Annotated in this window: 12 protein-coding genes; 3 read left to right on the top strand and 9 right to left on the bottom strand. The window is 58.2% G+C overall.

Features of this window, described 5'->3' with window-relative positions:
* The 3 genes from zwf to AC2FLP_RS13075 form a co-directional block, all read right to left on the bottom strand.
* Positions 1-1446 carry a glucose-6-phosphate dehydrogenase gene (zwf, locus tag AC2FLP_RS13085; RefSeq protein WP_496673897.1) on the bottom strand — a complete coding sequence of 482 codons (1446 nt, stop codon included), beginning with the start codon at positions 1444-1446 and terminating at the stop codon, positions 1-3.
* Positions 1447-1595: 149 nt separating this feature from the next.
* Positions 1596-3839, bottom strand: coding sequence for a phosphoenolpyruvate--protein phosphotransferase (gene ptsP / locus AC2FLP_RS13080; protein ID WP_117869685.1), 2244 nt, complete (start codon positions 3837-3839; stop codon positions 1596-1598).
* Between the two features lie 46 nt (positions 3840-3885).
* The gene (locus AC2FLP_RS13075; RefSeq protein ID WP_117869686.1) at positions 3886-5124 is read right to left on the bottom strand and encodes an aspartate kinase; all 1239 of its coding nucleotides are present in this window, start codon (positions 5122-5124) and stop codon (positions 3886-3888) included.
* A gap of 165 nt (positions 5125-5289) precedes the next feature.
* On the opposite strand from AC2FLP_RS13075, the gene AC2FLP_RS13070 reads away from it, so the two are divergent.
* Positions 5290-5646 carry a hypothetical protein gene (locus AC2FLP_RS13070; protein ID WP_299898634.1) on the top strand — a complete coding sequence of 119 codons (357 nt, stop codon included), beginning with the start codon at positions 5290-5292 and terminating at the stop codon, positions 5644-5646.
* Here AC2FLP_RS13070 and AC2FLP_RS13065 read toward each other — a convergent pair.
* The 5 genes from AC2FLP_RS13065 to AC2FLP_RS13045 form a co-directional block, all read right to left on the bottom strand.
* Positions 5640-6278 (bottom strand): SDR family oxidoreductase, encoded by a 639-nt coding sequence (locus tag AC2FLP_RS13065; protein ID WP_496684016.1) that lies wholly within the window; start codon positions 6276-6278, stop codon positions 5640-5642. The two genes, AC2FLP_RS13070 and AC2FLP_RS13065, sit on opposite strands and share 7 nt — an antisense overlap.
* 2 nt (positions 6279-6280) lie before the next feature.
* The gene (locus AC2FLP_RS13060; RefSeq protein ID WP_299898630.1) at positions 6281-6736 is read right to left on the bottom strand and encodes a DUF1178 family protein; all 456 of its coding nucleotides are present in this window, start codon (positions 6734-6736) and stop codon (positions 6281-6283) included.
* A gap of 72 nt (positions 6737-6808) precedes the next feature.
* The gene (locus AC2FLP_RS13055; RefSeq protein WP_117869689.1) at positions 6809-7270 is read right to left on the bottom strand and encodes an NUDIX hydrolase; all 462 of its coding nucleotides are present in this window, start codon (positions 7268-7270) and stop codon (positions 6809-6811) included.
* A gap of 133 nt (positions 7271-7403) precedes the next feature.
* Positions 7404-8147, bottom strand: a complete 744-nt coding sequence (locus AC2FLP_RS13050; RefSeq protein WP_117869690.1) for an EcsC family protein — start codon at positions 8145-8147, stop codon at positions 7404-7406.
* Between the two features lie 52 nt (positions 8148-8199).
* Positions 8200-8694 (bottom strand): GNAT family N-acetyltransferase, encoded by a 495-nt coding sequence (locus AC2FLP_RS13045; RefSeq protein WP_117869691.1) that lies wholly within the window; start codon positions 8692-8694, stop codon positions 8200-8202.
* A 71-nt stretch (positions 8695-8765) separates the two neighbouring features.
* Here AC2FLP_RS13045 and AC2FLP_RS13040 point away from each other — a divergent pair, with 71 nt between their 5' ends.
* Positions 8766-9371, top strand: coding sequence for a flavin reductase family protein (locus tag AC2FLP_RS13040; protein WP_117869692.1), 606 nt, complete (start codon positions 8766-8768; stop codon positions 9369-9371).
* A complete protein-coding gene (locus AC2FLP_RS13035; protein WP_299898625.1) occupies positions 9371-10009 on the top strand; it encodes a CatB-related O-acetyltransferase in 639 nt (212 codons plus the stop codon). Before AC2FLP_RS13040 ends, AC2FLP_RS13035 begins: the two co-directional genes overlap by 1 nt.
* A 31-nt stretch (positions 10010-10040) precedes the next feature.
* Here the strand turns inward: AC2FLP_RS13035 and AC2FLP_RS13030 are convergent, their stop codons facing one another.
* Positions 10041-11675: a SulP family inorganic anion transporter gene (locus AC2FLP_RS13030; protein WP_117869694.1), complete on the bottom strand. Its 1635-nt coding sequence runs from the start codon at positions 11673-11675 to the stop codon at positions 10041-10043.
* Positions 11676-11701: the final 26 nt, after the last annotated feature.

Below are 11701 nucleotides of genomic sequence, written 5' to 3'. Positions count from 1 at the left end.
TTACCCTCCGATCTGACGCCAGCGACGCCCATCGCGATGCATCAGCATCAATGCTTCTTCGGGGCCTGAACCGCCCTGATCGTATCGTGCGGGTCGATCACCCCGTTGTTCCCACCCCTGAACGATGGGATCGACCCAGGCCCAGGCGGCCTCGGCCTCATCCCCGCGCATGAACAGGGTTTGATCGCCACGGATAACATCCATCACCAGACGTTCATAAGCGTCCGGCGCTTGCGCTTCGGCCCCCAGTGCATCGGCAAAGCTCATGTCAAGCGCAACGTCCGACAGGCGGAAGCCCCCCGGCCCCGGATCCTTTATCGTGGTGCGCAAGGTGATGCCTTCATCAGGTTGCAACCGGATCACCAATACGTTGCCATGCAGTGGACCGACATTGGGGAAAATCGTATGCGGAGGGTCACGAAAGAACACCGCAATTTCGGATTCGCGTGCCCGCAGGCGTTTACCGGTGCGCAGATAGAACGGCACACCTGCCCAGCGCCAGTTACCGATATGAACCTTGAGGGCAATGAAGCTTTCGGTGCGGCTGGCGGGGTTGCCGACATGATCGACATAGCCGCCCTCGCCTTTTTCGGCCCGGTACTGGCCGCGCGCGATGTCGGACTGGGCAACGGGTTCCAGCGCTTCGATAACCTTGACCTTCTCGTCTCGCACCGCATTGGGCGAGAATTTCGACGGCGGTTCCATCGCGGTCAGGCACAACAACTGCACAAGATGGTTCTGGATCATGTCCCGCATCGCGCCGGACTGATCGTAATAGGCCCCGCGCCCTTCGACGCTTACGGTCTCGGCTACTGTGATCTGCACGTGATCAACATGGGTCGAATTCCAGAGTGGTTCGAACAGCGAGTTCGCAAAGCGCAGCGCCATCAGGTTCTGCACGGTCTCTTTGCCTAGATAATGGTCGATTCGGTAAACCTGATGTTCTTCGAAACAGGCACGCAAGCCTTCGTTCAGCGCCTTCGCTGAGGCCAGGTCGTGCCCAAATGGTTTTTCGACGACAATGCGGCTGTCCGGTGTCGCAAGGCCAGCGTCATGCAGCCGCTGCGCGATACCCGAAAAAAGGCTTGGACCAACGGACAAATAAAAGGCCCGCACGACGTCATCGCGCATCAGCTCTTTCAGATCAGACCACCCGGCCTCACCCAGAGCGTCCACGGGCACGTATTCGACATGGGCAAGGAACCGATCCAATGTCTGTTGGGAAAAACCCGGCGCGAACTGTTGCATCGATTTGCGGACCTGATCGCGAAACCCGTCGCTGTCGATATCAGAGCGTGCCGTACCGATGATCCGCGCGCCGTCGGGCATTTGCCCGACCTCGAAGCGATGGTACAGGCCCGGCAGGATCTTACGCTGCGCCAGGTCGCCGGTCGCGCCGAAAAGCACCAGATCGAATGGCTCTACCGGAATTACGCGTGAAACCATCACGGGCTCCTTTTGAGTTTACCGATATCAGCTTAGCACGGCGTGAAAACCCGCAAAACCTGATATGTTATCGCTAACATTGCTTGTCTATTAGAAAGTCGCCCATAAAAAATCAAGCATAGTTTGAGAAAACCGGCTCGTTTTGCGCATTAAGTCTGATTGCGCAGCCAATCCATCACCGCAGGACGCACGGATTGGTCGCCGCGATGGCGTGCATCAGCGATGATTTTGCGAACTTCCGTCAGGTTACACCGCAAAAGAAGGCTTTTGACCGGACCGATTGAGGCAGGGCGCATCGACAGCGTCCGTATCCCCATTGCCGCAAGGCACAACGCCTCAACCGGGCGACCCGCATCTTCGCCACAGAAGCTGAGCGGGGTATCCGAGATATCGCAGCGTTCCACAATGCGTTCCATCAGGCTCAGGAAGCTGACATTCAGTGTGTCATAGCGACGACGGACCAGTTCGTTTTCACGGTCAGCGGCAAAGAAGAACTGCTTGAGATCGTTGCCGCCGATTGAAATGAAGTCCACCTCATCAAAGAACTTCTGCGGTGCAAAGGCCAGCGACGGGGTTTCCAGCATCGCGCCAACCTCAAGCGTTTCGGGCAGGACATGGCCAAGTCGTTTTTCCCGCTCGATGGTTTTGTTCACCTCCCAGCGGGCTTCGCGGTATTCCTCGGCCTGGGCGACAAACGGGAACATGATGGTCAAAGGCCGACCATTCGCAGCCCGCAACAAGGCCTGCAACTGCATCCGCATGACACCACGCTTGTCCAGACCAACGCGAATGGCGCGCCAGCCCAGCGCCGGGTTTGGTTCGGCCACGTGTTTCATATAGGGCAGAACCTTGTCCGACCCGATATCGAGTGTGCGGAACACGACCCGCTTGTCCGCCGCCGCGTCCAGAACGCGCTGATACTGGCTGACCAGTTCAGACCGTTTCGGCATCTGGTTGCGGATCAGAAACTGCAGTTCCGTTCGGAAGAGGCCAACACCCTCGGCGCCCGAGGTGCCAAGCGATGGCAGGTCGGCCATCAGACCCGCATTCATCACCAGGTTTATCCGCGATCCGTCCCGCGTGACGCAGGGAGTTTCGCGGATCGAAGCATAACGTTCCTGCGCCTTGGCCTGCATCGCGATCTTGTCTCGGAAGGCACTGACCACGCTGTCTTCCGGGCGCAGATGCACAACACCCTGGTCACCATCGACCAGAATGTGATCTCCGTTCAGTGCCTCGGTGGTGATCCGGCCCACATGCACGACCAAAGGAATCGCCAGCGCCCTTGCAACGATGGTGGCATGGCTACCAACAGACCCTTCTTCAAGCACGATCCCTTTCAGCGCCCGCCCGTATTCCAGCAGGTCGCCGGGACCGATATTGCGCGCGACCAGGATCGGATCGGGTGGCAGATCAGCACTGTCCGTCTTGCCCTGCCCTGTCAGAATGCGCAGCAGCCGGTTGCTGAGATCGTCCAGATCCGCCAGCCGTTCACGCAGATAGGGATCGGTGACCTGCCCCATGCGCGCACGGGCCTGGGATTGTTCTTTCTCCACCGCGGCCTCGGCGCTGAGACCCAGGGCAATGTCTTCCTCCATCCGCCGCATCCAGCCTTTGGAATTGGCGAACATACGATAAGCTTCCAGCACCTTCAGCTGTTCCTTATCGCCGCCCTGGGAAATCTCGAGCATCTTGTCGACACCGACGCGCAGTTCTTCTACTGCGCCGACCAGACGTTCGCGTTCCCGGTGCGGGTCTTCGGCAATTGGATTGGTTACAACCACGCGCGGTTCGTGCAGCCAGACATGCCCTTCGGCGGAACCTTCCTGCGCCGGACCACCGCGCAACAGAACGGATTGCTGGTGCAGTGGCGACAAGGCCGCGCCCTCGCCGACAAAGGCACCCAATTCGGCCATTTCGGCCAACACCATGGCCACCACTTCAAGCGCATAAATCTCGTCAGCGGTAAACTCGCGCGCCTCGCGGGACTGGACAACCAGAACACCCAGCTTTTCCCCTAGGCGCTGAACCGGCACGCCCAGGAAGGAGGAATATCGTTCCTCGCCGGTTTCCGGCATATAGCGGAAGCCCTTGGCCGACGGCGCGTTGGCGGTGTTGACAACCTTGCCGAACTTGGCAACCCGCCCAACAAGACCTTCGCCCATGCGCATCCGGGTTTTGTGGACCGCTTCGGGAGACAGGCCTTCGGTCGCGCAAAGCTCGAGCGTGTCTTCATCGCGGAACAGGTAGATCGAGCACACCTCGGCCCTGATACTATCAGCAATCAGGTGCGTGATCCGGTCAAGACGTTCCTGACCGGCGGCTTCGCTTGCCATTTCTTCGCGTAGCCGACGCAGCAGCTTGCGGGATTCTGTTTCCGTGCCGTCTGACATGGCCCAACCGATTTAATGTGTCAGGCGAAACCTTTGGCCGATCAGCTCAGGCCGCCTTGTCCAGTTCAAAGGCATCATGCAGCGCCTGAACGGCAAGTTCCATGTATTTCCGATCCACAAGTACGGAAATTTTGATCTCGGAGGTTGTAATGACCTTGATGTTGATCCCCTCATCCGAGAGCACCTTGAACATCTTGGCCGCAACACCCGATTGCGAGCGCATCCCGATTCCCACAACCGAGACTTTGCAGACATCGGTGTCTGCCACCAGCTCTGCATAGTTCAACTCGCCCTTTTCCTTGATCGCCAGCAGCGCTTTTTCGGCACGGGCCACCTGATCGGTGGGGCACGAGAACGTCATGTCCGTGCGGCCCTCGTCCGAAATGTTCTGGACGATCATATCGACATTCACGCCCTCTTCGCTGAGGGCCGAGAAGATGGTCGTGGCGATGCCCGGCCGGTCGGCCACGGAAACAACGGTCATCTTGGCTTCGTCGCGGGAATAGGCCACACCGGCCACAACATTGGATTCCATGATATCCTCCTCGTCGCAGACCAGCGTGCCGGCCTCATCGGATTGTTCTTCAAAGCTTGACAGAACGCGCAGTTTCACCTTGTACCGCATCGCCAGTTCAACCGAGCGGGTCTGCAGCACCTTGGCACCAAGCGACGCCAGTTCAAGCATTTCCTCAAATGAGATGCGGTCCAGCTTGCGTGCTTTTTCACAGATGCGCGGGTCGGTGGTATAGACGCCATCAACGTCTGTGTAGATGTCACAGCGCTCAGCACCGAATGCTGCCGCAAAGGCAACGGCTGTGGTGTCCGACCCACCCCTGCCCAGCGTGGTAATCCGGCCTTCCGGGCTGATGCCCTGGAACCCGGCAACCACGGCCACGCGCATACCTTCGCCGAATTTCTGGTTCAGGTTCTCGGTCGGGATTTCCTCGATCCGCGCCTGACTGTGCGCACTGGTGGTCAACAGCGGCACCTGCCAGCCCTGCCAGCTGCGCGCAGGGATGTCCATTTCCTGCAAGGTCAGGGCCATCAGGCCGGCGGTCACGTTCTCACCCGAGGACACGACGGCATCGTATTCGCGCGCATCGAACAGAGGTGATGTCTCGTTCACCCAGCCCACAAGCTCGTTGGTTTTGCCCGACATGGCCGAGACGATGACGATCACGTCATAGCCCTTGGCAACTTCAACGCCGATACGCTTGGCGGCGCGGCGGATACGGTCCAGATTGGCGACTGATGTGCCGCCGAATTTCATTACGAGTACGGGCATGGGGGCAAAAGTCTCCGCGCCTTGGATTATAAGTTCCGTGCCTCATAAGCGAGGGGCACCGCAAGGGCAAGGGCGCAAAGGGGTCACCCCTGCGGCGCAGGGCCGCTTTACATTGCACCGGCACGGTGTCAGCCTGTGAAGAACAACCAATTCAAGAGGTTCTTCATGTTTCGCCTAGCCCTTGCCTTTGCCTTACTTTCATCGCCTGCACTGGCCCAGGTCGCGAGTGTCGCCGGAACGGACGGCAAGAACGCGCTGGGTAAAATTCCCTGCGCCGCAAATGCCGGTGATCCCATGCAAAGCTGCAACGCCGAGCTGCGCCGCCATGACGACGGCAGTATAACCGTTGCGGTGGCCCTGGGTGGCGGACATGTGCGTAATATCTACTTCAAGGGTGGTGTGCCGGACTCCAGCAACTCGACCTCGAAAATCTCGCATGAAACGCGCGGCGATTTGATGGTGGTCTACATTGAACCCGGTGAGGTCTTTGAAATCCCCAAAGCCGCTTTGACCTCTCAATAAGCGTGCGGTTGCCCGTCATAGGTTTCAAAACACCCCGTGGTGCCTAGCGACAAGGCTTCAAATCGTTCAATCAGGCCGGATACGGCCTGATCCACATCGATATCAGCCGCAGCACCGCCCATATCTGTCTGAACCCAGCCCGGGTGATAGATACCAACGGCAACCCCGTCATCTTTGAGATCGATTGCCAGATTCCGCCCAAGGTTCAGAACCGCCGCTTTGGACGCGCGGTATATATAACTGCCACCCGGCGCGAGGGTGTGCGACGCCATTTTCGACGAAAGGACCGCGACCTTGCCCCCCGCCGCGCGCAGGTTGGGCAACAGGGCCTGTATCGTCAGAAAGACACCCGTGACATTTACCGCAAAGCTTTGCGCCCACATGTCAGCCGGATAATCATTGATCGAGTGCCCTTTGTCCAAATACACTCCGGCGTTGCAGATCAGCAGGTCGATAGGCTGACCTTTCAACTGTTCCGCCATGGCCGATTGTTGCACGGGATCGGACACATCAAGACGAACCTGCATGCCTCCGTCGCGCGCCGTTCCGGTGACTTTCTCCCCCCGACTGACGTAACGCTGTGCCAGCGCTTGCCCGATGCCGCGATTGGCGCCGGTAATCACGATGTGCATGATCAATTAGTCTTTCTGCTGGGGACAAACGGCAGCGGGGCCACCGACACGCCATCTTCGATCAGCGATTTCGCCTCATCCAGCTTGGCTTCTCCGTAGATGGCGCGGTCCGGAGCTTCGCCAAGGTGGATCTTGCGCGCCTCTCTGGCGAAGTCTTTCCCCACATAATCCGAGTTCTCTTCGACATGGCGGCGCATCTCGGCCAAAACCTTCTCGATCTCAGGCGATGGGGTGGCCACGTCGATCTTTTCTTCTGTGGCAGGCCGGATTTCGTTTTTTTTCAGAGCTTTCCGCGCTGGACGGACGCGAGGCGTCATGATCGCCTTCTCGACCTGCGTGCACCCGCAAACCGCGCATGTGACCATATCCACAGAGGCCAGCTTGTCATAGGCTTCGACGGATTGGAACCAACTGTCGAAAGTGTGGCCTTCGCTGCATTTCAACGCGTATTGAATCATGTTCAGTCCAAAAAATCGATTGGCGAATAGATACCGATCAAGGTGACAATATCAAGCCTACCAGATGCTACTTTAATGTGTGTACGGCTTAAAGTCGCGCAACAATTCAGCAAGTTCACGGGAATCAACCTTTTGCGCCGCTTTTTTCGGCGAAAACCATTTGCGCTTGCGCTCGCTCTTTTCCGGGTAGTCTGGCGACAAAACCCGCACATGCACTGAAAAAACATCCACAAGACACAAGGTTGGAGACCGGTTCGAATGGTGCTTGAGATGCAGGAACTGCCCCAATCGCGTTCCGTTGCACCCGCCAGACACGCCCGCCTCTTCCCACGCCTCTTGCAAGGCGGTTTCCTGTGGGCTCAGGCCGGAGATAAGCCACCCTTTGGGAACGATCCATCGCCGTGACTTGCGTGTCGTGACCAACAGGACCTTGGGACGACCGCGCTTGATCCGGAAACACAAAGCCGAAGATTGCCGCAAAACAGGCTGCTTTGCAGCTTTGGGAAAGTCATGAAGCAGCAATCGTGCTTTCATTGAGCGACGCACCCTTTTGGTCAAACGTCAGCCAACCGAAAAATCTTACGCTTACCTATCTAGCGGCTGACATCTGCAAACATACTACATGATGTGTCGTTCGCCAAGGCAGTCAGGTCGACCAAGGGATCGCCTACATTCTGGCAGAGAGCCGCCGCACCAGAGCGTCATGGGGAATATCAGCGTCAATTGCCAGCCGGCGCAAACCGAAATGCACGCGCGCGATCTGTTGGTAATAGCGCGTGTAGACGTAGTTCGTACCACCACCGGCCAATGCGCCCAGCACAGGAACGGACTGGGCTGCCAGTTTTTGCCCCAGCACAATCGAAAAGCGCGGCGCAACGGCGGCAATAAGACGTTGCATGGCCGGCCCGGTCAGGGTCAGTCGAACCGAGAAAAAACCCAGATCTGCCCCATCATCATGCGACAATGGTCCTGCCGCCGACAATACGCGAACACAATCGAACTTTACGTTTTCAGCAGAAGGATCGAACCCCTCGCGTGCCGCAGCCCCCTGAATGGCGCGCAGAAGCATCGCGGTTGTTGCAGGCAGTTCCATCAGGGCTGTGGAAACACCGCCCAGCCCCCCGGCCGCACCCATGGCCGTGGTGACGGCAGTATTCACCCAAGGCTGCTGATCGGGAACAGCGCGCCGTGACCCCTGAGCCGCATGCATCGCCAGCCATAACGCCTGCTCGGTTGCGCCGGTCAGGCCATTTCGCACAGGTTCCGGCAACTGTTCCAGCAATGACTCGGCCGAGCCGCCCAGTTTGTTCAACAACTTGACACCAACGCCTCCGGCAGATCGGTAGTGATCCGCCAAACGATCCAGTTCGGCCTCGGTATCCACGTTTTCGACTAGAACTACGTTCTGCATTCACGCCCTCCTGTCTATAAACATCGGCGTTACGCAGCATGGTTTCAATAGGTCACAGGCTCCAACGTGTCACTGCCCCCTCAATGCCGGACCAGGCACCGGGCAACAATTCCAGCCCCAAAACCCGGTCAGGATTTGTGGGCGGAGGCATCTCGACCCCTTGTAATCGGGTGAACCCGAACCGACTGTAATAGGGCTCATCCCCTACCAGCATGACCCGTTGCCACCCGCGGGTCCGCCCCGCTTCGACCCCTTCATGTATCAGGAATCCGCCCAGACCCTCACCTTGGTGGGTGGGATGCACGGCAACCGGCCCCAACAGCAGTGCGTCGTGATCGCCGACATGAACCGGCCAGAACCGGATCGCACCGGCCAGAATCCCCTGACCGTCACGCGCGACCAGAGACAGGTCCGCAACCGGCGGCACGTCATCGCGCAACCGGTACGACGACAAGGCCTCACGACCCGGTGCAAAACACAGGTCATAAAGGGCTTCGACCTCCCACCAGTCGTCCGGCTCTTCCGGCCTGATCCCGAATTGCTGCACCCTGCCCTCTTTTACTTGCTGGAAATCGCCCTAGCACTTCGCTACGCCTTGGGCAAACGCTTGGAGTTCAGATGTTCTATCGCCCCGAAGACGGCCACGGCCTTCCGCACAACCCGTTCAATGCCATTATCACGCCGCGCCCGATTGGCTGGATCTCGACCCGGGATGCGGATGGGATCAACAATCTGGCACCCTATTCCTTCTTCAACGGCGTTGCCTATACGCCCCCGCAGGTCATGTTTGCCTCGACCGGCACCAAACAGGATCAGAGCGTGGGCAAGGACAGCATCGCCAATATCGAGGCCACGGGTGTGTTTTGCGTGAATGTCGTGGCCCATGCGCACCGGGACGCGATGAATGCAAGTTCCGCCGGATTGCCGAAAGAAGTTGATGAGTTTTTACATGCCGGGCTTTCACCCATCGAATGCGAGACCATCCCCTGCGCACGGATTGAAGGGGTACCAGCCGCCCTGGAATGCAAGCTGACCCAAATCGTCACCCTACCCGGTGAAGCCAACCGGGTGGTGTTTGGGGAAGTGACAGGTGTACACCTGCACGACGATCATATTCGGGATGGCATGTTCGACGTGACCTCGTTCCAACCTTTGGCGCGGCTTGGGTATCGCGATTACTCTGTCGTTTCCGAGTTGTTCAGCCTTTCTAGACCGGATGACTGATGCCCCTGCCTGACGCTTCGCGCCGATATCCTGTCACTCTGCCTGACGGCACGGAACACAAAGGAACGGCCTTTCTGTCACGAGTGATCGACCACCCCAGAATTCAGGTGGGAGATTACACTTACGCATCAGATTTTGACGAACCCGAGGATTGGGCCAATCGGCTGGCCCCTTATCTGTTCGAGTTTTCGCGCGAAAAGCTGATTTTGGGGAAGTTTTGCCAAATTGCCCACGGCGTCCGCTTTGTGACAGCCTCGGCAAATCATGCGATGGATGGGATAACCTGCTTTCCCTTTCCAGTTTTCGATCCGGAACAGATGTTGGAATTCCAGCCGGACTTCCGGGACACCGTGATAGGCAATGATGTCTGGATCGGCTATGGCGCGTTGATCCTGCCCGGAGCCAATATCGGTGACGGAGCGATAATCGGCGCGGGTTCAGTCGTGCGTGGAACCATCCCGCCTTATGCGATCGTCTCTGGCAATCCTGCCGAGGTACGGCGATACCGGTTTGACGCCGGCACAATCGAGCGGCTGCTTTTTTTGAAGTGGTGGGACTGGCCAGTCGAACTGATCGCCGAAGCCGAAAGCGCTCTGCTGACGGGAGATATCGATAAGCTGGAGCGCTTGGACCCTTGAAAAAGGCGGCCTGATTGGCCGCCTTTCGAAGTCAGTGCCCGCCCAGAATACCGGTGCGGACAGAGTAATCTACCGCCAGCTCGTAGTCCGGGTCATCATCACTGTCGACCATGAGGTGTCCGGCTTTGTTCAGCAGTTTGTGACAATCGCGGCTCAGGTGGCGAAGCATGACTCGTTTGCCTGCTGCCTCGTATTTTCCTGCGATATTCTCGATGGCTTGCAGGGCGGACTGATCCACCACGCGGCTTTCGGCAAAATCGATGATAACGGTTTCAGGATCGTTCTGTACTTCGAACAGTTCGATAAAGCCCTCAGAGGACCCAAAGAACAGTGGTCCCTGAATTTCATACACTTTCGCGCCTTGTTCGGTCTCGGATTCACGGGTGACCGCATGAATGCGCTTGGCATTGTTCCATGCATAGGCCAGGGCCGAGACAATGACGCCGACCACGACAGCAACGGCCAAGTCCTCCATCACCGTTACGACGGTGACCAGAACGATGACGAAGGCATCGGTCATTGGCACTTTGCGCAGAATCTTGAATGAGTTCCACGCAAAGGTGCCGATCACCACCATGAACATCACACCGACCAGCGCGGCCAGCGGAATTTGCTCGATCAGGGGTGATGCGAAAAGGATGAAGGTCAGCAGGAATAGCGCTGCCGCGATACCGGCTATACGTGTACGCCCGCCGGATTTCACGTTGATCATCGACTGGCCAATCATCGCGCAACCGCCCATGCCGCCGAAAAACCCGGTCACGATATTCGACGCGCCCTGCGCGATACATTCCTGAGATGCCCCACCGCGCTTGCCTGTGATCTCACCCACAAGGTTCAGAGTCAGCAGGGATTCGATCAGGCCAATGGCGGCCAGAATGACCGCATAAGGCAGAATGATCTCAAAGGTTTCCCAGTTCAAAGGAACCATTGGAACATGGAACGCAGGCAGACCGCCTTCGATCGATGCCAGATCGCCGACGCGCGGCACATCAAGGCCAAACCCGATCACGATTGCCGCGACAACCAGAATACCGGCCAGAGGCGCTGGGATGATGCGCGTGATACGCGGCATGATCCAGATCACTGCCATGGTCAGCCCGACAAGACCCAGCATGGTGTAAAGCTGTATCCCGGACAACCATTCGCCGCCGCTCAATCCATGACCGGTGTTTTCCATGGTTCCGGGCACTTTGAACTGTCCCATCTGGGCCAGAAAGATCACGATGGCCAGACCGTTCACAAAGCCCAGCATGACCGGATGCGGCACCAATCGAATGAAACGCCCCCAGTGCATGGCCCCGGCAATGACCTGAAGGATTCCCATAAGAACAACGGTCGCGAACAGGTATTCGACCCCATGTTCGGCCACCAGTGCCACCATGACAACCGCAAGCGCGCCGGTCGCGCCCGAGATCATGCCCGGTCGCCCACCGATCAGTGCCGTAATCAGCCCCACCAAAAACGCGGCGTAGAGTCCGACCAACGGGTGCACGCCCGCCACAAAGGCAAAGGCCACCGCCTCGGGCACCAGTGCAAGGGCAACCGTCAGACCGGACAGCAGCTCAATCCGCAGGCGTGAGAAGGTCAGTCCCTCATCTGGCACCCAGCGCAGATCGGGAATAGCGAGGCGATTGGCAAAGCTTGCCAGCAAGGCTCGGGGCATCAGACAGTCCTATGGGGTTATATGTT

Source organism: Ruegeria sp. CDSA141 (genome assembly GCF_059612005.1).
The sequence above is the reverse complement of the archived record's forward strand: the minus strand, read 5'-3'. Positions and strand labels throughout refer to the sequence as shown.

Excerpts from the sequence above, each read along its gene's own strand:
- zwf (WP_496673897.1), bottom strand. The coding sequence starts at position 1,446 with ATGGTTTCACGCGTAATTCCGGTAGAGCCATTCGATCTGGTGCTTTTC.
- AC2FLP_RS13035 (WP_299898625.1), top strand. The coding sequence starts at position 9,371 with ATGCCCCTGCCTGACGCTTCGCGCCGATATCCTGTCACTCTGCCTGAC.
- AC2FLP_RS13050 (WP_117869690.1), bottom strand. The coding sequence starts at position 8,147 with ATGCAGAACGTAGTTCTAGTCGAAAACGTGGATACCGAGGCCGAACTG.
- ptsP (WP_117869685.1), bottom strand. The coding sequence starts at position 3,839 with ATGTCAGACGGCACGGAAACAGAATCCCGCAAGCTGCTGCGTCGGCTA.
- AC2FLP_RS13065 (WP_496684016.1), bottom strand. The coding sequence starts at position 6,278 with ATGCACATCGTGATTACCGGCGCCAATCGCGGCATCGGGCAAGCGCTG.
- AC2FLP_RS13060 (WP_299898630.1), bottom strand. The coding sequence starts at position 6,736 with ATGATTCAATACGCGTTGAAATGCAGCGAAGGCCACACTTTCGACAGT.
- AC2FLP_RS13040 (WP_117869692.1), top strand. The coding sequence starts at position 8,766 with ATGTTCTATCGCCCCGAAGACGGCCACGGCCTTCCGCACAACCCGTTC.
- AC2FLP_RS13075 (WP_117869686.1), bottom strand. The coding sequence starts at position 5,124 with ATGCCCGTACTCGTAATGAAATTCGGCGGCACATCAGTCGCCAATCTG.
- AC2FLP_RS13070 (WP_299898634.1), top strand. The coding sequence starts at position 5,290 with ATGTTTCGCCTAGCCCTTGCCTTTGCCTTACTTTCATCGCCTGCACTG.
- AC2FLP_RS13055 (WP_117869689.1), bottom strand. The coding sequence starts at position 7,270 with ATGAAAGCACGATTGCTGCTTCATGACTTTCCCAAAGCTGCAAAGCAG.
- AC2FLP_RS13030 (WP_117869694.1), bottom strand. The coding sequence starts at position 11,675 with ATGCCCCGAGCCTTGCTGGCAAGCTTTGCCAATCGCCTCGCTATTCCC.